At 38.8% G+C, this 21,640-nt stretch carries 18 protein-coding genes, 2 tRNA genes, 3 rRNA genes and 1 pseudogene; 12 read left to right on the top strand and 12 right to left on the bottom strand.

Annotated features, from left to right (window positions below):
• Positions 1 to 654 (top strand): annotated as a pseudogene (locus B9N62_RS10890) (hypothetical protein); the annotation flags it as partial.
• 145 nt (positions 655 to 799) lie between these two features.
• On the opposite strand, the gene radA reads toward B9N62_RS10890, so the two are convergent.
• The 4 genes from radA to B9N62_RS09895 form a co-directional block, all read right to left on the bottom strand.
• Positions 800 to 2,140: a DNA repair protein RadA gene (radA, locus tag B9N62_RS09910; RefSeq protein WP_087585346.1), complete on the bottom strand. Its 1,341-nt coding sequence runs from the start codon at positions 2,138 to 2,140 to the stop codon at positions 800 to 802.
• A gap of 77 nt (positions 2,141 to 2,217) precedes the next feature.
• A complete protein-coding gene (locus tag B9N62_RS09905) occupies positions 2,218 to 2,478 on the bottom strand; it encodes a VanZ family protein (protein ID WP_257640245.1) in 261 nt (86 codons plus the stop codon).
• Entirely contained in the window at positions 2,471 to 3,337 is an 867-nt protein-coding gene (gene ftsY, locus B9N62_RS09900; protein ID WP_087585345.1) for a signal recognition particle-docking protein FtsY, read from the bottom strand. Before ftsY ends, B9N62_RS09905 begins: the two co-directional genes overlap by 8 nt.
• Positions 3,337 to 3,969 (bottom strand): TlpA family protein disulfide reductase, encoded by a 633-nt coding sequence (locus B9N62_RS09895; RefSeq protein ID WP_087585344.1) that lies wholly within the window; start codon positions 3,967 to 3,969, stop codon positions 3,337 to 3,339. The genes ftsY and B9N62_RS09895 overlap by 1 nt, the downstream gene beginning before the upstream one ends.
• A gap of 49 nt (positions 3,970 to 4,018) precedes the next feature.
• Between B9N62_RS09895 and B9N62_RS09890 the strand changes: the two genes are divergently transcribed.
• The 11 genes from B9N62_RS09890 to B9N62_RS11065 all read left to right on the top strand — a co-directional run bounded on the left by B9N62_RS09890 (position 4,019) and on the right by B9N62_RS11065 (position 14,830).
• The gene (locus tag B9N62_RS09890) at positions 4,019 to 4,663 is read left to right on the top strand and encodes a 5-formyltetrahydrofolate cyclo-ligase (protein ID WP_087585343.1); all 645 of its coding nucleotides are present in this window, start codon (positions 4,019 to 4,021) and stop codon (positions 4,661 to 4,663) included.
• Positions 4,584 to 6,137: a ribonuclease Y gene (gene rny / locus B9N62_RS09885; protein WP_087585342.1), complete on the top strand. Its 1,554-nt coding sequence runs from the start codon at positions 4,584 to 4,586 to the stop codon at positions 6,135 to 6,137. The genes B9N62_RS09890 and rny overlap by 80 nt, the downstream gene beginning before the upstream one ends.
• Before the next feature lie 9 nt (positions 6,138 to 6,146).
• Positions 6,147 to 6,743: a lipid-binding SYLF domain-containing protein gene (locus B9N62_RS09880; protein WP_054196777.1), complete on the top strand. Its 597-nt coding sequence runs from the start codon at positions 6,147 to 6,149 to the stop codon at positions 6,741 to 6,743.
• On the top strand, positions 6,743 to 7,309 hold the full coding sequence (locus tag B9N62_RS09875; protein WP_087585341.1) for a DedA family protein: 567 nt from the start codon (positions 6,743 to 6,745) through the stop codon (positions 7,307 to 7,309). Before B9N62_RS09880 ends, B9N62_RS09875 begins: the two co-directional genes overlap by 1 nt.
• Complete coding sequence (locus B9N62_RS09870; RefSeq protein WP_087585340.1) at positions 7,306 to 8,646, top strand: DUF945 family protein; 1,341 nt, start codon at positions 7,306 to 7,308, stop codon at positions 8,644 to 8,646. Before B9N62_RS09875 ends, B9N62_RS09870 begins: the two co-directional genes overlap by 4 nt.
• 264 nt (positions 8,647 to 8,910) lie before the next feature.
• Positions 8,911 to 10,421 (top strand): 16S ribosomal RNA (locus B9N62_RS09865).
• A 94-nt stretch (positions 10,422 to 10,515) separates the two neighbouring features.
• Positions 10,516 to 10,592, top strand: a tRNA-Ile gene (locus B9N62_RS09860).
• Positions 10,593 to 10,604: 12 nt separating this feature from the next.
• Positions 10,605 to 10,680 (top strand) — tRNA-Ala (locus B9N62_RS09855).
• A 326-nt stretch (positions 10,681 to 11,006) separates the two neighbouring features.
• Positions 11,007 to 13,910, top strand: a 23S ribosomal RNA gene (locus B9N62_RS09850).
• 133 nt (positions 13,911 to 14,043) lie between these two features.
• Positions 14,044 to 14,162, top strand: a 5S ribosomal RNA gene (rrf, locus tag B9N62_RS09845).
• The 16S, 23S and 5S rRNA genes sit together here with 2 tRNA genes alongside, the layout of an rRNA operon.
• 221 nt (positions 14,163 to 14,383) lie before the next feature.
• Complete coding sequence (locus B9N62_RS11065) at positions 14,384 to 14,830, top strand: ComEA family DNA-binding protein (protein WP_087585339.1); 447 nt, start codon at positions 14,384 to 14,386, stop codon at positions 14,828 to 14,830.
• A 151-nt stretch (positions 14,831 to 14,981) separates the two neighbouring features.
• Here the strand turns inward: B9N62_RS11065 and B9N62_RS10670 are convergent, their stop codons facing one another.
• The 8 genes from B9N62_RS10670 to glmU form a co-directional block, all read right to left on the bottom strand.
• The gene (locus B9N62_RS10670; RefSeq protein WP_257640246.1) at positions 14,982 to 15,170 is read right to left on the bottom strand and encodes an Rrf2 family transcriptional regulator; all 189 of its coding nucleotides are present in this window, start codon (positions 15,168 to 15,170) and stop codon (positions 14,982 to 14,984) included.
• Positions 15,171 to 15,236: 66 nt separating this feature from the next.
• The gene (gene truA, locus B9N62_RS09830) at positions 15,237 to 15,968 is read right to left on the bottom strand and encodes a tRNA pseudouridine(38-40) synthase TruA (protein WP_087585338.1); all 732 of its coding nucleotides are present in this window, start codon (positions 15,966 to 15,968) and stop codon (positions 15,237 to 15,239) included.
• A complete protein-coding gene (locus B9N62_RS09825) occupies positions 15,968 to 16,996 on the bottom strand; it encodes an LptF/LptG family permease (RefSeq protein WP_087585337.1) in 1,029 nt (342 codons plus the stop codon). Before B9N62_RS09825 ends, truA begins: the two co-directional genes overlap by 1 nt.
• Complete coding sequence (locus B9N62_RS09820; RefSeq protein WP_087585349.1) at positions 16,989 to 17,777, bottom strand: prepilin peptidase; 789 nt, start codon at positions 17,775 to 17,777, stop codon at positions 16,989 to 16,991. The genes B9N62_RS09825 and B9N62_RS09820 overlap by 8 nt, the downstream gene beginning before the upstream one ends.
• Before the next feature lie 7 nt (positions 17,778 to 17,784).
• Positions 17,785 to 18,456, bottom strand: coding sequence for a polyprenyl diphosphate synthase (gene uppS / locus B9N62_RS09815; RefSeq protein ID WP_087585336.1), 672 nt, complete (start codon positions 18,454 to 18,456; stop codon positions 17,785 to 17,787).
• A 3-nt stretch (positions 18,457 to 18,459) separates the two neighbouring features.
• Positions 18,460 to 19,146: a hypothetical protein gene (locus tag B9N62_RS09810; protein ID WP_087585335.1), complete on the bottom strand. Its 687-nt coding sequence runs from the start codon at positions 19,144 to 19,146 to the stop codon at positions 18,460 to 18,462.
• Positions 19,143 to 20,315 carry a bifunctional phosphopantothenoylcysteine decarboxylase/phosphopantothenate--cysteine ligase CoaBC gene (coaBC, locus tag B9N62_RS09805; RefSeq protein ID WP_087585334.1) on the bottom strand — a complete coding sequence of 391 codons (1,173 nt, stop codon included), beginning with the start codon at positions 20,313 to 20,315 and terminating at the stop codon, positions 19,143 to 19,145. The genes B9N62_RS09810 and coaBC overlap by 4 nt, the downstream gene beginning before the upstream one ends.
• Entirely contained in the window at positions 20,302 to 21,609 is a 1,308-nt protein-coding gene (glmU, locus tag B9N62_RS09800) for a bifunctional UDP-N-acetylglucosamine diphosphorylase/glucosamine-1-phosphate N-acetyltransferase GlmU (protein ID WP_087585333.1), read from the bottom strand. The genes coaBC and glmU overlap by 14 nt, the downstream gene beginning before the upstream one ends.
• Positions 21,610 to 21,640: the final 31 nt, after the last annotated feature.

Raw genomic sequence — 21,640 nt, 5'->3', positions numbered from 1 at the left:
GATAGACACATATATCCACTATCTGGCTTTACAAAAGGCGATGAAGCAAAAGTCACTATCATAGGAAAGCTTAGAGGCTATGATCCTGATTTTACAAGCGAGCAGCTATCAGATCTTAAAAATTTCATAAATGAAAGCAAGGGTTTGTTTGTAGAGTATATACAAGGTCAGCAAGCAAAACCAGACAATGATAAGCCAAAAATTTTAAGAGATACCCCATATACCGTAAATGAATTTTTAAATGAATATCGTGGCGATAGCGATTTGCTATTTATGCAAAACTCAAGGACTGTTGATCTGCTTGATAGCGATATGAGCGTTGATGAGTTTAAAGAGGAGTGGGCTAAATATGCGTTAAAAGAGCGTTTTAATCTAACTTTGTCTAGTGAAGATGCTAAAAATGCTGTCAATATACTAAAAGAGCTAAACGAAAAAGGTATTCAGAATATAGATAATCTTGAAAAAGAAGACAACGCTAAAGAGAAGAAATTTACACCTATACAAGTTACTAAAAAATCTCACACCTATAAGCTTGAAGCCGATGAGAGATTTAAAGAGCTTTATAAATTTATAAAGAGTGAATTTGATAGTGGCAAGAGTATGTTTGAAATTTTAGAAAAAGTGGCAAAGCTTAAAGTGGATAAGAGGGCATAGGTATTTTATAAGCAAAGAATGGAATTTTTATAATTTAAATTTCAAAGAAAAAGCATAGATGTTCTCAGACTTATACAAAAGATAGATTTCAAAAAACATGGCCTAGCCAGCAAAGTATTGATGTTAAATCGCTGGCAAGATAAATTTACATCCACTCAAGCACTTGCGTGATATCTTTTGCGTAAAAGCATTTTAATCCTTGCGCTTCAAGCGGTTTGTTTGGGATGATCGCATTTTTAAATTTCTGCGTTTTTGCCTCTTTTAGGCGCTGATCGAGGTTGAAAATTTCTCTTATTTCGCCGTTTAGGCTTAGCTCACCGATAAATACGCTATCCTTGCTAATAGGGCGGTTCTTGAAGCTACTGATTATCGCTGCAATGACGGCTAGATCGGCCGCAGTTTCGCTTATCTTAACGCCACCTGAAACGTTTATGAAAACGTCGTAGTGCCCAAGTGGGATCTCTAGCTTTCGCTCAAGAAGTGCGAGCAACATATCTAGGCGGTTTCTCTCAAAGCCAGTCGAGCTTCTTTTTGGATAGGCACTTTCGCAAACAAGAGCCTGAATTTCGATGCTAAGTGCTCTTGAACCTTCCATTATAATAGTTATCGCACTGCCACTCATCGCCCCACCACGTGTGAAAAATTTACTTGAGACCTCGTTTGCGCTCACTAGTCCGTGCTGGCTCATCTCAAATATGCCAACCTCACTTGTCGAGCCAAAGCGGTTTTTAAACCCACGCAAAATCCTCAGCTCTCTGCTCGCATCACCCTCAAAATAAAGCACCACATCGACCATATGTTCAAGCACTCTGGGCCCTGCGATCGAACCCTCTTTGGTGATGTGACCTATGATAAAAACGCAGATATTTTGACTCTTTGCAAGTCTCATCAGCTCAAATGTGATCTCGCGAACCTGCGTGATCGAGCCTGGAGCGGAGCTTATATTTTGGCTATAAAGTGTTTGTATGGAGTCAATTACAAGCACCTTGTAGTCGCTCTTTTGCACTTCTAGCAGGATATCTTCTAGGCAAATTTCAGTTAGCAGGTATAAATTTTTATCCACCGCATTTAGCCTATCAGCTCTCATTTTTATCTGGCTTTGGCTCTCTTCGCCGCTTACATAGAGCGTTTTTTTGCCATCTTTTGCTAAATTTGAGCCTATTTTTAAAAGCAATGTCGATTTGCCAATGCCCGGGCTGCCACCTATTAAAACAAGTGAGCCTTCGACAACGCCACCACCAAGAACGAGGTCTAGCTCGCTATCTTTGGTGCTAAATTTCGTGAAATTTTGAATTTCAACTTCGTCTATGCTTATAGCTTTGCTGGCTACTCCGGTGCTTTTTGCTATCTCTTTGCTTATCTTTATCTCTTGCTGGCTAAGCTCGATAAAGCTATCCCAAGCCCCACATTGTGGGCATTTGCCTAGCCATTTGCTCTGCTGATTTCCGCAGGCTTGACACTCAAAAACTGGCTTTGCTTTTGCCATAAATTATCCTTTTTAAAATTTCAACTACTATCACTCCAAAAGCTGCTCCGATCATGTCAGCCACGATGTCAAGCAAGCTAAAGCTCCTGTTTGGTAAAAAATGCTTGAACGAGTTCTATTTGCACACCAAAGGCTAAAAGCAGGGCTAAATTTTTAAAAATTTTAAACTCATAGCCAAGATAGAGCAGGATGTATAGGACGCAAAAAGCTAAAAAATGGTTTGCTTTGTCCCACGAGTTTTCGATGATCACAGGACTTTTTGGAGTAAATGCAAGAAAATCAATCGCCAAAAGAGTGGCGAAAAAACAAATTTTGCTTAGAATTTTCACTCTACTCAAAAATGGCGTCCATCAGCTCGTCTAAAAACTCATCTGGGTTAAATTTGATGATATCATCCATACTTTCGCCGACACCTATATAAAATATAGGTAGCTCAAGCTCTCTTGCCACGCCAAATAGTGCTCCACCCTTTGCGGTGCCATCAAGCTTTGTGATGATGACACCATCAAGCGAGACGATCTCGTTAAACGCCTTTGCTTGCGCAACTCCGGCGTTACCTTGCGTTCCGTCAAGAATCAAAATTTTACGGTGTGGTGCCTTTTCGTAGGCTTTTTTGCTAATTCGAACGATCTTTTCTAGCTCGTTTGCCAAATTTGTCTGGTTTTGAAGTCTGCCGGCTGTGTCTAAGATCACACGGTCGATACCTTTTGCAAGAGCTGAGCTAATCGTATCGTAAGCAACAGCCGAAGGGTCGTGACCTTGCTGTGTTGCGACTATTGGCACATTTAGCCTAATTGACCACTGGCGCAGCTGCTCGATCGCTCCAGCTCTAAATGTATCACAAGCGCCTAAAATGACGCTTTTGCCATTATTTTTATATAAATTTGCAAGCTTTGCGATCGTTGTCGTCTTACCAGCGCCATTTACACCAAGAATGAGATCGACAAATGGCTTATCGGGCTCAATCACACGCTTGTTTTCGTAGATAAAATAGCTACTCATAACACGTCTTAGATCAGCTCTGTCAACTTCATCTTGTGGTGGTAAGTAGTATAAAATTTCTTCCACGATCTCGTATGCAACATCAGCTTCTAGTAAAATTTCTTCTAAACTATCTTTATTTATTTTTTTTGACTTTTTAGCTGAGTTGATCGCTCCAAAGGTCTTTTCAAAGCCTTTTTTTAAAAATTCAAGCATTATTTTGTAGCCCTATTTATATCATTTTCAAGCATTTCTTCAGGCACAAGACCGATGTAGCCTTGAACGTAGTCGCCATTTGCTTTAAAAAGTGCTGACGCAGGCAAGCCTTTTATGCCGCCCATCGCTTTTTCAAATAAAAAATTTCCTTCGCCAACTGCGACTTCATATTTTATTTTATATTTTTGAGCAAAATCTTTTACTTCATCTTCACTTTTGTCTTCAAGTAGCACACCAACGATATCTAGCTCGTTTTTAAATTTCTCGCTTAGGTTGTTTAGGTGAGGGATCTCAGCCTTGCAAGGAGGGCACCAAGTGGCGAAAAATACGTAAAGAGTTGCTTTTTTACCATCTTTTACGTCAAAGCCATTACTTCTTTTTGTAATCTGCATAGTTGTACCATTTAGTAGCTTTAGATTTATCTCTTTTATCTCGCTATCTTGGGCACTTTCACTCATTTTTGGAGTGAGTGAGTCTTTGCTTAAATTTTCATCTTTGCTAGCATTTTTATCTAAAATTTTGCCCTGCGTTTGTTCGCTTGTATTTTGCTCGTTTTTTTGCTTGTTCTCGTCGCCGCATCCAAAAAATGCAAAAATGCAAAGTGATGTTATAATTGCTCGTTTTAATGTCATAAATTTCCTTTTGAATAAGATTTCAGGATTATACAAGAAAGAGCATAAAATGAGCGTTAATTTAGAAAAAAATGAATTTAGAAAAAATGCAAGAGCAAATTTGATACAACTTACTAAATTTAAGGCCAAATGCTCACATTATAAAGCCACAAAAACTCTTTTAAATTTGATAAATTTTACAAATTCCAAGAAAGTATTATTTTATTTGCCACTTAACTACGAAGTTGATGTGCTTAAAATAAGGCGAAATTTATCACATAAATGTGAAATTTTTGCCCCTTTTATGGTAGGTCTTAGCTTAAAGATGGTAAGATTGCGACTGCCATTTATAACTTATAAATTTAACGTCAGACAGCCATCTGGCAAAAAAATGGATAATGTTAGACTTGATATGGCAGTAGTTCCAGCGATTGGGGTTGATGGAGCTATGGCTAGGATAGGGCACGGAAAAGGATTTTATGATAGATTTTTTGACTCTTTGCTCATTAAGCCAAAACGGATAGTTTTTCTTGAAATAAAAGACTTTTACACCAAAGATGTGCTTTCAAATGCACAAGACGCGGTAGCAGACTTTTATATAACCCCAAATAAAAATTATATAAAAAGAGGAATAAATGATAGAGGTTTTAATAGGCTTAGGAGCCGGTGTGGCGGGCGTTGGAGCAGGGTATCTATACGCCAAAAAGATAAATGATGCAAACTACAACATATTCTTAGAACAAGCAAAAGCAAAAGCAAAAGCAATAGAATACGAAGCCGAGCTAACGCTTAAAAATTCTAAAATTTCAGTCCAAGAGGCTGAATTTGAAGCAAAGAAGAGATACGACGATAAGACTACAAAGCTTCAAAAAGAGTATGCAAATAAATTTGATGAACTAACCAAAAAAGAGAAAATTTTGCTAAATGAGCAAGAGCTTTTGAATGAAAGCAAGGAGCTTTTTGAGAAGGATAAGCAAGACGCAAAGACCACTTACGAAGAGGGGTTAAATTTAAAGGCTACTTATCAAAATAAAGTAGAAGAGGCTATTAGGGTACTTGAGCACGCAGCTGGCTTAACAGAAGAAGAGGCTAGAGAAGTTGTGCTAAAAAAAGTAGAGGAAAAATCTCGTGCAGATATCGCTCATATCGTTAGAAAGTATGAAGAAGAAGCAAAAAGAGAAGCCAAAAAGAGGGTTAATTACATCCTGGCGCAAGCTACGTCAAGATTTGCTGGAGAATTTGCGGCTGAGCGTCTGATAAATGTCGTAAATATTAAAAACGATGAGCTAAAAGGTAGGATCATTGGCAAAGAAGGACGTAACATCAAGACCCTTGAAATGGTGCTTGGCGTTGATATCATCATCGACGACACGCCTCACGCGATCATACTAAGCAGCTTCAATCTTTACAGACGTGCGATCGCAACAAGAGTGATCGAACTTTTAGTAGAGGATGGCAGAATCCAGCCAGCAAGGATAGAAGACCTTCACAAAAAAGTGACTGAAGAATTTGAGCAAAGCATACAAGAAGAGGGCGAAAATATCGTCATGGATCTTGGTCTAAATAAAATTCATCCAGAGATCGTAAAACTAATAGGCAAGCTTAAATTTAGAGCAAGCTACGGACAAAATGCTCTTGCACACAGCCTTGAAGTGGCTCACCTTGCTGGTATTATTGCAGCTGAGTGTGGCGGAGATGAGAAACTTGCAAAAAGAGCTGGCATACTTCACGATATCGGTAAAGCGCTAACTCACGAGTATGAGGGCAGCCACGTTGATCTTGGAGCTGAAATTTGCAAACGCTACAAAGAGCATCCAGTTGTCATTAACGCCATCTACGCTCACCACGGCCACGAAGAGGCAACAAGTATAGAAAGTGCGGCTGTCTGCGCAGCTGACGCACTAAGTGCAGCTCGTCCAGGTGCAAGGCGTGAGGTGCTTGAGAGTTTCTTAAAGCGTGTCGAAGAGATCGAAAACATCGCAAAAAGTAAAGATGGCATCAAACAAGCTTATGCGATAAATGCAGGCCGTGAAATTCGTGTCATCGCAAATGCTAAACTCATAAACGACGACGAGGCAGTGCTTGTAGCAAAAGAGATAGCTCAAGAGATCGAGAGCAAGGTGCAGTATCCTGGTGAGATAAAAGTAAGCGTCATCAGAGAGACTCGTGCTGTTGATTTTGCAAAATAACGGCAAAATATGAAATTTCTTTTTTCAATTTTATTATTTTTCTCACTTGGCTTTGCCAGCGAGGAGCTCGTGCTGGACTCGGCAAACTCGTTTATAACAACGATGAGAGGCGCTAGAAACGCTCCTATAAAAGAGCTAATCGAGCAGTCAAAAGCGACGATCATCTTTCCAAGTGTTAAAAAGGTCGGTTTTGTAGTTGGTGGCATGGGCGGAGATGGCATCATGGTTGTTGGCAATATTAACTCGCCAAGTGAAATTTTACCAGTTAGCATAAGTGGCGGCAGTATCGGTATACAGCTTGGTTATGAAGATAGTTCACTTGTACTTTTTATATTTAAAGATAGCATTATCCACGATATTAAAGATGCCAAGATCACGCTTGATACAAAGCTTTCAGTAGCTTTTGGTGACATTGGACGCAATTACAGTAAAGTAAGCGATTTTAAATTTTCAAGTGATATTTACGCATATGCCGCAAATGATGGTTTCTTTGCGGGAGCTAGCTTTGGTGGAGCAGTCATCAGTGCAAGAGAAGAAATTTTAAAGCAAAGTGGCTATGCCTATGAACAGCTAATAGCCTCCGCATCTAAACTTTTAGGAGATTAATGCAAGATATCATAAACTCAGTTTCAACATACGGCTATATTGTATTGTTTTTTTATAGTCTTGGTGGTGGCATGGTTGCATTAATCGCCGCTGGAATTTTAAGTTTTGCTGGCAAGATGGATATCACTCTTAGTATAATTGTCGCTGCTGTAGCAAATACAATCGGTGACACACTAATTTTTTATGTCGCAAGATTTAATAAAAACTCACTTATACCTTATATCAAAAATCATAAAAGAAAGCTTGCTTATGCAGGAATTTTGGCTAAAAAACACGGCGATAAGATAATATTTATCAAGAAATTTATCTACGGCGTCAAAACTTTGGTTCCTATCGCACTTGGACTTACGAAGTATTCATTTTATAAATTTAGCATTATAAATTTGATCTCGTCAGTGCTTTGGGCGATCATTATCGGATTTGCCAGCTTTAAAGCGGGTGATTATTTTGTAGGTGCAAGCGACTATCTTGGCGAGCATGGATATATTATGCCTATTGCCATGGTTTGTTTGTTGCTTGGAATTTGGTTTTTTTTACAACATATTACAAAAAGGAGAAAAGTATGAAAAAGGTGATATCTGCTTTAATCGTAGTTATCGTGGTAGCCATTGGAGCGGTTTATTTTGCTTCAAATGAGGTGGAGAAAAACTATCAAAGGATAGTGAATGATCTAAACAATATTAAGGGCTTTAAAATTTCTAATAACAATTACAAAAAAGGTTTTTTTGGCTCAAAAGGATCATTTGATTTTAGTGTTTCAAAAGATCTTTTGGAAAATATATTTGGTAAAAATGTAAATGAGGATTTGGTTTTTAAAGTAGAAAATGAAATTTCTCATACAGTGCTTGCTTTTATAGATGGCTTTGAAATAGACTCAAAAATTTCTATCCAAAACGATATGATTAAAAATATTATCGCAACATTCATGGGTTCAAATGTCATTGCAACAACTAAAACAAAAGTTAGCCTAACTGGCGATAAAGATGTGGATATTAAATTTAGCAATATTGAATTTAATGATAAGCAAAAAACCGCCGTTAATACAAAAGATATAAAGATTGGTATGACGCTTGATTCAAAAGATAGTATAAACAGCTTAAAGGTTGAAGCAGATAAGATTGTTTTGAAAGATTTTAGTGAGTACAACAAAGTTGATCTAAATATCGAAGGATTTTATATCGACTCAAGCTATAAAGAGCCAGTTAAGATTTCAAAAATTTTAGAGAGTCAGCTTGTGCCTTATTTAGCAAAAGTTAAATTTAAAAGGGTGTCTTTCGCATCTAATGATGTAAGTAATATTTTGATAGATGACTTTAAGTATGACTCAAAATTTGAAATCTCAAATGATCTTGGAAGATCAGACGATGTTATAAAAATAGGTATAGTAGCAGTTGATAAAGTAAAATATACAGATTTTGTCTTTGATAGCAAAATCGCAAATATCAATGTGCCTGCATTAAATAATGTATTAGACAAGCTTAATAATTTAAATAATGAAGAAAATTATAATGTTTTAGCTGGATTAAATTTTGATGAGATAATAGATCAAATCTTAGAAAAGAATCCAAGTATAAAAATAGATACATTAAGCTTTAAAAAAGGAGATAAGACTTTAAAGCTAAATTTGGATGCAGCAGTAAATGGCTTTAAAAAGGGAACAAATCAGTCAGAAATTTTTGATAAATTATCTCTTAGTGGAAAAATAAGTGTCGATGAAAGTCTGACGAATTTTTTTGATACACTAGTGCCAGAAGTAGCTTTTGTTGAGCCTACTTTGATATCTGCTGGATATTTTAAAGAAGAGGACAAAAAAGTAATAAGTGAATTTAAATATGATCCAAACAAAAAAGATATTATATTTAATGGAAAAGTTGGACTTCAAAATTTCTTTATGGGTTTTTAAAAAATTAGCCTGATTTTTATCTGCATTTAAGCATCACTTCTATATACTTCACTTTCTGTTTTGCAAAATGTAGAGCAGAAAGTTCTTTTAACTTACAATTGTTAAACTATTAGTCAATCTTTGAAATCTAAACAAGTGATCGATTGAGCCAGTCTATTATTTTATAATTTATAATAGATTAGACAAACTAATAAATAAAACTAAAAGTTTTTTGATTAAAAACTTCATAATAAAATCCTATCAAATAAATTTTGATAGGTAATTAATATGGAGAGTTTGATCCTGGCTCAGAGTGAACGCTGGCGGCGTGCCTAATACATGCAAGTCGAACGGACAAGTAAGAGCTTGCTCTTATGAGTTAGTGGCGCACGGGTGAGTAATGTATAGCTAATCTGCCCTACACTAGAGGACAACAGTTGGAAACGGCTGCTAATACTCTATACTCCTGTCTTACATAAGTTAGATAGGGAAAGTTTTTCGGTGTAGGATGAGGCTATATTGTATCAGCTAGTTGGTGAGGTAATGGCTCACCAAGGCTATGACGCATAACTGGTCTGAGAGGATGATCAGTCACACTGGAACTGAGACACGGTCCAGACTCCTACGGGAGGCAGCAGTAGGGAATATTGCTCAATGGGGGAAACCCTGAAGCAGCAACGCCGCGTGGAGGATGACACTTTTCGGAGCGTAAACTCCTTTTGTTAGGGAAGAATAATGACGGTACCTAACGAATAAGCACCGGCTAACTCCGTGCCAGCAGCCGCGGTAATACGGAGGGTGCAAGCGTTACTCGGAATCACTGGGCGTAAAGGACGCGTAGGCGGATTATCAAGTCTCTTGTGAAATCCTATGGCTTAACCATAGAACTGCTTGGGAAACTGATAATCTAGAGTGAGGGAGAGGCAGATGGAATTGGTGGTGTAGGGGTAAAATCCGTAGAGATCACCAGGAATACCCATTGCGAAGGCGATCTGCTGGAACTCAACTGACGCTAATGCGTGAAAGCGTGGGGAGCAAACAGGATTAGATACCCTGGTAGTCCACGCCCTAAACGATGTATACTAGTTGTTGCTAAGCTAGTCTTGGCAGTAATGCACCTAACGGATTAAGTATACCGCCTGGGGAGTACGGTCGCAAGATTAAAACTCAAAGGAATAGACGGGGACCCGCACAAGCGGTGGAGCATGTGGTTTAATTCGAAGATACGCGAAGAACCTTACCCGGACTTGATATCTAACAAATCATCTAGAGATAGAAGAGTGTCTGCTTGCAGAAATGTTAAGACAGGTGCTGCACGGCTGTCGTCAGCTCGTGTCGTGAGATGTTGGGTTAAGTCCCGCAACGAGCGCAACCCACGTCATTAGTTGCTAACAGTTCGGCTGAGCACTCTAATGAGACTGCCTTCGTAAGGAGGAGGAAGGTGTGGACGACGTCAAGTCATCATGGCCCTTATGTCCGGGGCGACACACGTGCTACAATGGCATATACAATGAGAAGCAATATCGCGAGATGGAGCAAATCTATAAAATATGTCCCAGTTCGGATTGGAGTCTGCAACTCGACTCCATGAAGCCGGAATCGCTAGTAATCGTAGATCAGCCATGCTACGGTGAATACGTTCCCGGGTCTTGTACTCACCGCCCGTCACACCATGGGAGTTGATTTCACTCGAAGCCGGAATACTAAATTAGTTACCGTCCACAGTGGAATCAGCGACTGGGGTGAAGTCGTAACAAGGTAACCGTAGGAGAACCTGCGGTTGGATCACCTCCTTTCTAGAGTACATATAGATATTCTCTCACAAGATATCTATAAGAAAGATATTCTCAATCATCCTTGTTTAGTTTTGAAAGATTGATAGACCTATAGGGGCCTATAGCTCAGCTGGTTAGAGTGCACCCCTGATAAGGGTGAGGTCACAAGTTCAAGTCTTGTTAGGCCCACCAGAGAATTTAATTGGGGAATTAGCTCAGCTGGGAGAGCGCCTGCTTTGCACGCAGGAGGTCAGCGGTTCGATCCCGCTATTCTCCACCATAAAATAGTTTAACTATATTAAGTCTAATTAGAGAGCTTAAAAATTAAACTTTCTAATTAGACTTTTGTCTAAATGTTCTTTTAATTAATATTGTTAATAGTCACAAGCAAGTTTTAAAAACAATTTTACAGGACTTGTTAAAGATTTAAATTTCTATTCTCTTTGCATTTAATGCAAAAGTTTGACATCACAATCTATTTAGGATTTAAAACTTATCTAAATAGTAGTCAATGCTTTCCGTCTTGAGGGCTAGAATTTAAATATAGTAACATAAAGTTATCTTTAACAAGGAAGTGATGCGAATTAGAATAATCTAATATAGAAAAGGTAAGCTACAAAGAGCAAGTGGTGGATGCCTTGGCTAGTAGAGGCGATGAAAGACGTGCCAGGCTGCGATAAGTCTCGGGGAGCCGTCAAGGGGCTTTGATCCGGGAATTTCTGAATGGGGCAACCCAGTTAAGCGCGAGCTTAACTACCTAATATGGAGCGAACGAGGGGAATTGAAACATCTTAGTACCCTCAGGAAAAGAAATCAAAAGAGATTACGCTAGTAGCGGCGAGCGAACGCGTAAGAGGGCAAACCGTTAGTTTACTAACGGGGTTGTAGGACTGCAATATAGACTAAACTTAGCTAATAGAATAATTTGGAAAGATTAAGCATAGAGGGTGATACTCCCGTATATGAAAGCTTTGTTTTACTTGGCAGTATCCTGAGTAGGGCGGAACACGTGATATTCTGTCTGAAGCTGGGTAGACCACTATCCAACCCTAAATACTACTACTAGACCGATAGTGCACAAGTACCGTGAGGGAAAGGTGAAAAGAACTGAGGTGATCAGAGTGAAATAGAACCTGAAACCATTTGCTTACAATCATTCAGAGCCCTATGATTTATCAGGGTGATGGACTGCCTTTTGCATAATGAGCCTGCGAGTTGTGATGTCTGGCAAGGTTAAGGAAACCCGGAGCCGTAGCGAAAGCGAGTCTTAATAGGGCGTTTAGTCAGACGTTGCAGACCCGAAACGATGTGATCTATCCATGAGCAGGTTGAAACCGGTGTAAGAGCCGGTGGAGGACCGAACCCGCTAGCGTTGAAAAGCTATGGGATGACTTGTGGATAGGGGTGAAAGGCCAATCAAACATCGTGATAGCTGGTTCTCTCCGAAATATATTTAGGTATAGCGTCATGTAGTAACACTAGGGGGTAGAGCACTGAATGGGCTAGGGCATACACCAATGTACCAAACCCTATCAAACTCCGAATACCTAGTGTGTAATCATGGCAGTCAGGCGGCGAGTGATAAAATCCGTCGTCGAGAGGGGAACAACCCAGACTAACAGCTAAGGTCCCTAAATCTCATTTAAGTGGAAAACGATGTGGAGTTACTTAAACAACCAGGAGGTTGGCTTAGAAGCAGCCATCCTTTAAAGAAAGCGTAATAGCTCACTGGTCTAGTGATTCTGCGCGGAAAATATAACGGGGCTAAAATGAGTACCGAAGCTTTAGACTTAGTTTTACTAAGTGGTAGGAGAGCGTTGTATTTGCGTTGAAGGTATACCGGTAAGGAGTGCTGGAGCGAATACAAGTGAGCATGCAGGCATGAGTAGCGATAATTGGGGTGAGAATCCCCAACGCCGTAAACCCAAGGTTTCCTACGCGATGCTCGTCATCGTAGGGTTAGCCGGGTCCTAAGCAAAGTCCGAAAGGGGTATGCGATGGAAAATTGGTTAATATTCCAATGCCAACTATAATGTGCGATGGAAGGACGCTTAGAGTTAAGCAAGCTAGCGGATGGTAGTGCTAGTCGAAAGGTGTAGGTTAAGATCCAGGCAAATCCGGATCTTTTTAAGCCGAGACCCCACAGGCGTTTGAAGTTCTTCGGAATGGATAGCGAATTGCCGATACTGTCGAGCCAAGAAAAGTTTCTAAGTTTAGTTATAGTTGCCCGTACCGTAAACCGACACAGGTGGGTGGGATGAGTATTCTAAGGCGCGTGGAAGAACTCTCTTCAAGGAACTCTGCAAAATAGCACCGTATCTTCGGTATAAGGTGTGCCTAACTTTGTGAAGGATTTACTCCGTAAGCATTGAAGGTTACAACAAAGAGTCCCTCCCGACTGTTTACCAAAAACACAGCACTCTGCTAACTCGTAAGAGGATGTATAGGGTGTGACGCCTGCCCGGTGCTCGAAGGTTAATTGATGACGTTAGCTCTGCGAAGCGTTTGATCGAAGCCCGAGTAAACGGCGGCCGTAACTATAACGGTCCTAAGGTAGCGAAATTCCTTGTCGATTAAATATCGACCTGCATGAATGGCGTAACGAGATGGGAGCTGTCTCGAAGAGGGATCCAGTGAAATTGTAGTGGAGGTGAAAATTCCTCCTACCCGCGGCAAGACGGAAAGACCCCGTGGACCTTTACTACAGCTTGACACTGCTATTGGGATAAAAATGTGCAGGATAGGTGGGAGGCTTTGATCCATAGACGCCAGTTTATGGTGAGCCGTTGTTGAGATACCACTCTTTTTTATTCTGATAGCTAACTAGCTTGAGTTATCCTCAAGTAGGACAATGTCTGGTGGGTAGTTTGACTGGGGCGGTCGCCTCCCAAAATGTAACGGAGGCTTACAAAGGTTGGCTCAGAACGGTTGGAAATCGTTCGTAGAGTATAAAGGCATAAGCCAGCTTAACTGCGAGACATACACGTCAAGCAGAGACGAAAGTCGGTCTTAGTGATCCGGTGGTTCTGTGTGGAAGGGCCATCGCTCAAAGGATAAAAGGTACCCCGGGGATAACAGGCTGATCTCCCCCAAGAGCTCACATCGACGGGGAGGTTTGGCACCTCGATGTCGGCTCATCGCATCCTGGGGCTGGAGCAGGTCCCAAGGGTATGGCTGTTCGCCATTTAAAGCGGTACGCGAGCTGGGTTCAGAACGTCGTGAGACAGTTCGGTCCCTATCTGCCGTGGGCGCAAGAAGATTGAGGAGAGTTGACCCTAGTACGAGAGGACCGGGTCGAACCAACCACTGGTGTACGAGTTGTTCTGCCAAGAGCACCGCTCGGTAGCTATGTTGGGATGTGATAACTGCTGAAAGCATCTAAGCAGGAAGCCAACTCCAAGATGAATCTTCTTTTAAGAGCTCATATAGACTATGTGTTTGATAGGCTGGGTGTGTAATGGATGAAAGTCCTTTAGCTGACCAGTACTAATAGCTCGTCTGCTTATCTTTTAATAAGCATCACTTCCTTGTTAAGGATAAAAACTTAATAAGATATGTTTTTATAAAACTTTGTTTATGACTTTTAACTTTATCAAGTAGTGTTAAATAAGAGATTTATCTAATGTATCTTTTATTTAACACTGCCCGTGACTATACAGACGAGGAAACGCCTTGCTCCATCTCGAACCAAGAAGCTAAGCTCGTCCTGGCTGATGATACTCTCCCTTACTGGGATGTTGGAAAAGTAGGTCGTTGCGGGCTTTGTTAATTTTTAATCTTCTTTATCTAAACAATCTTCCTTTAATATTATTTCTTAATTTATAACAAAATATCAAATCTTATATTTATTTATATTTTTAAATAATTAGACTTTTTATCTTTACATTTATAAATATCTTTTAGTTTATGCTTTTATGCGAGTGTTGACTAAAAACACCAAATATGATAGACTCCAAACCCAAATTTACCCAAAAAGGACAAAAATGAAAAAGATTGTATTCTCACTATTAGTAGCAGCTTCTACATTACTAGCAGCCATAAATTTAAACACAGCTACAAAAGAAGAGTTAATGAGTTTAGATGGTATAGGATCTTCAAAGGCAGATGCAATAATAGAGTATAGAAAAGCAAATAAATTTAACTCAATAGAAGATATAAAAAATGTAAATGGTATAGGTGATAAGACATTTGAAAATTTAAAATCAGATATATCAGTATCAGGCACTACAAAGATAGATGACACAAAATCAAAAATAAAATCTAAAAAAGATGAGATAAAAGAAAAAGCAAGTAAAAAGAGTGATGAAGTAAAAGAGAAAAAAGATAGCGCTAAAGATAATAGTATAAAAGAGATAAAAGATAAGAAAGAAAAGCTAAAAGATAAAACAGAGAAAAAGAGTAAAGCTAAAAAAGAGAAGAGTAAAGAGTAATAAAAAGCTAGAAATTTATAAAAATTCTTACATAAAGATATATAAAAATAGTTAGGAGCGCATAGCGTTCCTAATAAATAAAATAGATTGGTTTTTTATATATCAGCCTACTTTTTAAATTCTATAACTTAGTTTACCTACTTTTTAAATTTTATAAATTAATAAGCTCATCTAATAGGTCTTGTAAAGTAATGCTTCTTAAACTATCCTCTAAAGCTTCTTGTGCTTTTAGGAAGTGACCAGTTAAAAGTCCCTCGATCTTGCTACCAAGTGGGCAGGCTTTAGGTGAGTCAGAGTGAATTTTAAAAAGTTTTTCTTTATCATTTACTGCGTTAAAAATTTGAAGGAGGGTTAGGATTCTCTATTTAATATTTTAAGTAAGCTTACTATCAAATATTCTAAATGCCTAGTTAAATTTATAAAAAACTCTATTTAGATAAAGTCCCTCAGCTGGAGCTGGGATACGAGTTAAGGCAAGGTGTCCATTAAGCGAAGCATTGATGAGCTCACCACTATTTTTTATACTCAAGGCTTTAAGTAGATTTGCAACCATAAGCCGTACTTGAGCGCGTAAAAAGCCATTCGCTTTAAAAACTATGATAGTTTGGTTTTTGTATTCATAGCAAAATGCCTTAAAAATTTCTCGTACTGGGCTTTTTGTGTCACTTCCTGTTTTCATATAGGAGCTAAAATCATGCTCACCAACAAAGTTAGATAAAATTTCATTTGCTTTTTTGATATCAAATTTTGGCAAAAAGACTTTATAATTTGAGCTAAAAACATCAAATTCTCCATGATCTATAATGTATCTATAAGACCTTGCTACGGCGTCAAATCTTACTTGAAAATTTTCATCAACTAAATTTATACGTTTTATATGAATATTTGGGTGGGCATGGCGGTTGATTAGCTCTTTTAAGTGCTCTAAATTTCTAAAATGATCGCCACAAATTACGCTTGAGCTTTGATTAATCGCATGAACTTTTTTATCTGTACGTGAGCTAGAGACTATTTTTTCAAATATTCCAACGTGAGCTAGAGCACGCGAAAGCTCATCTTCTACGCCATTTTCATGTGGCTGAGTTTGCGAGCCTTGAAATTTGGAGCCATCGTAGCTATAAATTAGTTGGATTTTCATTAGTATCTTCGCATGATCTTAGCTTTAAAAAGCAAAATTCCTGCCAATAAAAAGACGAAAAATATTAGCGGAATCGCAAAAGCTGGCTTTGATGAAAATAGCATTATGAGCGTAAAATACCCAAACAAAACGCCAAAGGTGCCCACATAGACCATGCCCTTTTCGTATCTATACGTGACGATACCAAGGCTGATCGCAAAGAGCGTGCTTGCAAGCGGAAAGAGGGCCACTAGGACGTAGGTGCTAAGGTCTTTTCTTCTTTTTTCACTACTATTTGCCTCAGCCCAGTACTCTTTGATGCTGCCTATATCGCTTATCTCTTCACTTTGGGCAGTCCTTATCTTCATAGATTTGAAGTTGCTTTGATGATAAATTTCATCTTTTATGTCATACATTTTTCCATCTACTAAAGAGAGCTCAATGTTTTGATTTGTATTAGTGATCTTTGCATTTTTTGCAGTGATTAAGCGTTGGGAGTCTTTAATGTAAGGATTAAACATCACGATATCTTTATAGGTAGTGCCGTTGTTATCTTGCATTTCACTACCCACATAGACCATCCAGTCAGAGAATTTTTGTCCAAACTGAGTTGGTTTTAAATTTAGCTTTGCGACAGTCTTTTTATAATCAATAAAATTTGCATTTAGCTGTGCGGCTATTGGTATCATTATGGTAGCGATGACAAGTAGAGCGGTGCTTAAAAATGCTGAAAATATTAAGAAAAATTTAGCAATCTTATTTGGTGAGCCACCAAGCGTAAAGATAACGATACTTTCATTCTCTTTTGATAATCTAAAAAGCGTCATCGCAAGTGAGACGAAAAATGCGATAGGCACGACAAAAAGTAGTACGCGTGGAAGCATAAATGAGTAGAGTTTAAAAAGCTCGCCAAAGCTGATCTCAATGTAAGAAGTGATGCGCGCGATCTGGATGAAAAATACGATCGACATGATCAAAAAAAGCGTACTAAATAGCGACGCAAAAGTCCCTAGGAAGTTAAACAAAAGATATCTATTCACTCTACTCATAAATAAACCTTAAAATTTCTAAAATTTGCTCTTTAAAAGCGTATGTAATAAGTAAGCCAAGACTTAAAAATGGTACAAAGGCTAGCTCGTAGTTCTTTTTGCGAACTAGCGCATAGACTGGAAGTGTAAAAAGTGCTGCAAGATAGATCGCCACTAGAGCTAGTTTGACCGGCAAGATAGCTCCGATGATCGCTGCTATAAAGATATCTGCACTACCCATCGCTTCTTTTTTTATGGCAAAGCTTACGACAAGTCTAAGCGTCCAAAAGATAAGTGCAAAAAGGAATAAATTTAAAATCTGGGCAAAATTTCCTTTAAATACAAAAAGCATTAGAGCGTAGATAAGTGCGAAAAATAGCGCCGCAAAAAGAAGTGGATCTGGCACAGCTTTATATCTTATGTCTATGACGCTAAGAGCTAGCAGCATTATAAAGCAAAGCCCTAAAAATAGCGCGTAAAGCAATGTTTCTACACTTAAAATTTCGCTGCATTCTTTAAAAAAACAGATCGAAAAAAGTATCCCAGAAATTAGTTCGATCACTGGATAGATGAGGCTTATTTTTTGCTTACAAAAAGCACATTTGCCGTCTAAAAATAGCCACGAAAAAATTGGAACATTGTGATAAAAATTTAGCTTATGATCGCAGTTTGGACAATGAGAAGCTGGAAAATTTATACTTTCATTTCTTGGCAAGCGATATATCAGTACATTTGAAAATGAGCCCACGCAAATACCCAAAACAAAAGCAAAAACGGTAAAAAAGATGACTAAATTATCCATTATCTCGCTAAACTCCGCCAAATCTTCGCTCTATATTTTTAAATTTGCTAACGATGCTTGTAAGCTCATCCTTGCTAAAGTCAGGCCAAAGTGTTGGCGTAAAAAATAGCTCCGCGTAGCTTGCTTGCCAAAGCATAAAATTTGAAAGCCTGCTCTCGCCACCAGCCCTAATGAGAAGATCCACCGGCTCACTCTCATCAAGTGCTGCATTTAGGCTTGCTTCGTTTATCTCGCAGCCTTCTAAATTTAGCTTTCTCACAGCTCTAATGATCTCATCTTTTGAGCCGTAGTTTATCGCTAAATTTAATAATAAATTTTTATTCTCTCGTGTAGCGTTTTTGGTGATTTCTATCTCGTTTTTTAGCTCATCGCTAAATGGTGAAACGTCGCCGATCGTGTTAAATTTGATCCCATTTTTTATAAAGTCAGCACGCTTTAAAATGAGAAATTTCTTAAGCAAATTCATCAAAAACTCGACCTCTTTTTGTGGCCTTTTCCAGTTTTCAGTACTAAATGCGTAAAGACTTAAAATTTTCACGCCATTATCGATACAAAATTCGCACATATCGCTTACTACATTTGCTCCGGCTTCGTGCCCGTTTGTCCGTAAAAATCCACGTTTTTTAGCCCAGCGCCCATTTCCATCCATGATAATAGCAAGGTGGTTTAATTCATTCAATCTTTAGCCTTTTATATCAATAATTTGTTCTTTTTTGCTCCAAAGAGCACTTACATTTTGCACTGTTATGTTGGCGCTAAATTCACTTTTTAACAAGCTAGCTACATTATTAAATGGAGTCACGATCTCGTATAAAACTTCATCTTTAAATTTAAAAATAAGTGGAGCAAAATTTGAAAATATTAAAAAAATTTTCATATCACTCTCCTCTTTTTTTAGCTGAAAAACGCCGTTTATGCCATTATAAATAAATGGTATATGCACGACATTTTCTTGCAGAGCAAAGAGCATTTTTGCTAGCACTTTCATCTCGTCTTTTGTCTTAGCTTCACTTAAACTTTTAAATAAATGGTCATAAAACCACGATAAATTCTCATTTTCTATCAAATTTTCGATAAGATTTAGCCCATCAGCCAAGACATCCTCATCTAAAATTCTTGGCTTTTCGTATAAATTTTTTATGACAATATTTTCGCCCTGACTTTGCACCTCGCCCCAGTATCTAGAGCCCACGTTTAGCTCTTTTGCGCTTTTTGTGTTTAAATTTCTATTTGCGAAATTTAAAATGTATCTGTTAAAACCGATCTTTTGGCTTACTAAGATACTAAGCGGAAGTGACGAATTTATAGCTACTAACGGCGAATTTGCATTTTTTGCTATTTTTTGAATGCGAGAAATTTTCTCTATCATAAATTTGCCGCTAGCTCCACGATATGTCTTGCGATCTCGTCTTTTGCGGCAAGCGGCAGCAAAGTTTCACTATTTTTCGTGATGAAATTTACCTCATTTTGCTCGCTTGCAAAGCCATTTTTCTCACCCAAGATATTTAGACAAACTGCGTCAAGCCCCTTTTGCTCTAGCATTGCTCTAGCGTTTTTGTGTGCGCTCTCGCTTGAGATTTCAAGCTTAAAGCCGATCTTTTTGCATTTAAACTCTTTTAAGCTTTGCAAAATATCGACATTTCTCTTTAGACTTAAGCTTAAAATTTCGCCGACGTCCTCTTTTTTTATCTTGCCATCAATTTTTGTCGGAACAAAATCGCTTACCGCAGCACACATTACAAGCAAATTCGTACTCTCGCACTCGCTCTTGCAAAGCTCTAAAAGTTCGCTACTTGAGCTAAATTTTAAAATCTCAAATGGCTCGTTTGCGGTTTCAAAGCTAGCAAGTAGCGTAACATCAGCGCCAGCGTAGTAAAAAGCCCTTGCAATCGCCATCGCCATCTTACCGCTTGAGAAATTTGTAATGGCTCTAACGTCATCTATCTTTTCTATCGTTGCGCCACCAGTGATCACTACTTTTTTGCCTGCAAAAATGGTCTTGCTAAGCCTTTTTATTGCTGTTTCTACTATCACTTCAGGGCTTGCAAGACCGCCCTTGCCAACATCACCACAAGCTAGAGTTTTAAGAACTGGCTCAACCACTAAAGCGCCGTTTTTCTTTAAAATTTCAAGCGAATTTTGTGTCGCGAAGTGCTCGATCATATTGTTGTTTGCAGCAGGGGCTATGACTAAAGGCATATGCGAGGCGGCGATTAGTGTTTGCATAAAGACATTATCGCAGATGCCAGCTGTTAGTTTGTTTATTGTATTTACCGAGGCTGGCGCGATGAGCACTAGATCCATTTTGGAGTAGGCTATGTGATTTACGCCATCTTGCCAGTTTTGCGTTTGTGAGCTTAAAATTTTATGCTCACTTAACGCTTCAAAGCCACTTACTGAGCAAAAATCAAGTGCGCCGTCACTTAAAGCCACGTAAACATCAGCGCCTTGCTTTTTGAGCAGTGATAAAATCTCGTAAGCTTTATAAAAGGCGATACTACCGCAAACGGCAAGTAAAATTTTCTTATTTTTTAACATCGTCTTTGCCAAAGAATTTCTCAAAAAATCCGCTTTTGTTCTCTTGACGACCTCTGCTGATTGCTAGCGCACCACTTTCAACGTCTTTTGTGATGGTGCTTCCTGCTGCGATGATAACGTTATCAGCGATATTTACAGGAGCAACTAGCTGCGTATCTGAGCCAACAAAGACGTTTTTGCCGATTTTGGTTTTGTATTTAGCCTTGCCATCGTAGTTGCATGTTATAGTGCCACATCCGATGTTTGTGCCACTTTCTATCTCGCAGTCGCCAAGATAGCTCAAATGCCCAGCTTTTACGCCGCTAAGAACGCCTTTTTTAACCTCGACAAAATTTCCAATATGAGTGTCTGAAATTTCAGAATTTGGCCTTATGTGAGCTAGTGGGCCAATGTCTGAGTTTTTGATGCTGCTGCTTTCGATCACCGATGAGCTTTTAATGATGCTCTCTGTGATGACGCACTCGCCAAGGATGCTTACGTTTTCTTCGAGCACGCACTCGCCTTCAAATTTGGCCCTGCTGTCTATGAAAATGCTCTCAGGCATGCGCATCAAAACGCCAGCTTTCATCAAATTTTGCTTGATCTCATCTTGCATTATTTTTTCAGCGATACTAAGCTGAAATTTATCATTTATGCCCATGAAATTTTGCTCATTTACATTCACTGCAACGCACTTTAAACCCTTTTCATTTGCTATTTTTATGGCATCTGTTAGGTAGTACTCTTTTTGCACGTTTTGATTGCTTATGAGTGGTAAAATTTGCTCTAGCGCTTCGCGTTTAAAGCAGTAGCAACCAGCATTTACGCTTTTTATGGCAAGCTGCGCTTCACTAGCATCTTTTTGTTCGACGATGCCTTCAACTTTGCCATTTTTTATGATGACTCTGCCGTAGCCAAAAGGATTTGCTGCTTCAAATGAGCTCATAACCACGTCAGCTTCAGCATTTGCTAAACGCATTAGGTCGGTTGATTTTACAAGAGGCATGTCGCCGCAAGTTACTAGCACCTTTTCGCCGCTTAAATTTACGCTTTTTATCGCTCCAGCAGTGCCTGGGTAATTTGTATGATCTTGCTCAAAAATTTTAGTTTGAGGAAAAATTTCTTTTATCTTTTTGCTAATTAACTCTTTTTCGTAGTGAAGCACGACACTAACGTCATTTGTGATCGCATAAGCTTGCTTCAAGATGTGAATGATCATTGGCTCGCCGCATAGCTCAAATAGGACTTTTGGGCGTTTTGATTTCATTCTGGTGCCAAGACCAGCCGCTAAAATTATGATTGAAGTATTGTTCATTTTTAAGCCTTTTAACGTTAAAAATTTCGCA

This window comes from Campylobacter concisus, assembly GCF_002165785.1.
In the GTDB taxonomy this organism is placed as follows: domain Bacteria; phylum Campylobacterota; class Campylobacteria; order Campylobacterales; family Campylobacteraceae; genus Campylobacter_A; species Campylobacter_A concisus_W.
This window is presented reverse-complemented; position numbering and strand designations above follow the sequence as displayed.

Coding starts and splice junctions, on each gene's coding strand:
- radA (WP_087585346.1), bottom strand. CDS start 2,140: ATGGCAAAAGCAAAGCCAGTTTTTGAGTGTCAAGCCTGCGGAAATCAG.
- ftsY (WP_087585345.1), bottom strand. CDS start 3,337: ATGCTTGAATTTTTAAAAAAAGGCTTTGAAAAGACCTTTGGAGCGATC.
- B9N62_RS09895 (WP_087585344.1), bottom strand. CDS start 3,969: ATGACATTAAAACGAGCAATTATAACATCACTTTGCATTTTTGCATTT.
- B9N62_RS09890 (WP_087585343.1), top strand. CDS start 4,019: ATGAGCGTTAATTTAGAAAAAAATGAATTTAGAAAAAATGCAAGAGCA.
- rny (WP_087585342.1), top strand. CDS start 4,584: ATGATAGAGGTTTTAATAGGCTTAGGAGCCGGTGTGGCGGGCGTTGGA.
- B9N62_RS09880 (WP_054196777.1), top strand. CDS start 6,147: ATGAAATTTCTTTTTTCAATTTTATTATTTTTCTCACTTGGCTTTGCC.
- B9N62_RS09875 (WP_087585341.1), top strand. CDS start 6,743: ATGCAAGATATCATAAACTCAGTTTCAACATACGGCTATATTGTATTG.
- B9N62_RS09870 (WP_087585340.1), top strand. CDS start 7,306: ATGAAAAAGGTGATATCTGCTTTAATCGTAGTTATCGTGGTAGCCATT.
- B9N62_RS11065 (WP_087585339.1), top strand. CDS start 14,384: ATGAAAAAGATTGTATTCTCACTATTAGTAGCAGCTTCTACATTACTA.
- truA (WP_087585338.1), bottom strand. CDS start 15,968: ATGAAAATCCAACTAATTTATAGCTACGATGGCTCCAAATTTCAAGGC.
- B9N62_RS09825 (WP_087585337.1), bottom strand. CDS start 16,996: ATGAGTAGAGTGAATAGATATCTTTTGTTTAACTTCCTAGGGACTTTT.
- B9N62_RS09820 (WP_087585349.1), bottom strand. CDS start 17,777: ATGGATAATTTAGTCATCTTTTTTACCGTTTTTGCTTTTGTTTTGGGT.
- B9N62_RS09810 (WP_087585335.1), bottom strand. CDS start 19,146: ATGATAGAGAAAATTTCTCGCATTCAAAAAATAGCAAAAAATGCAAAT.
- coaBC (WP_087585334.1), bottom strand. CDS start 20,315: ATGTTAAAAAATAAGAAAATTTTACTTGCCGTTTGCGGTAGTATCGCC.
- glmU (WP_087585333.1), bottom strand. CDS start 21,609: ATGAACAATACTTCAATCATAATTTTAGCGGCTGGTCTTGGCACCAGA.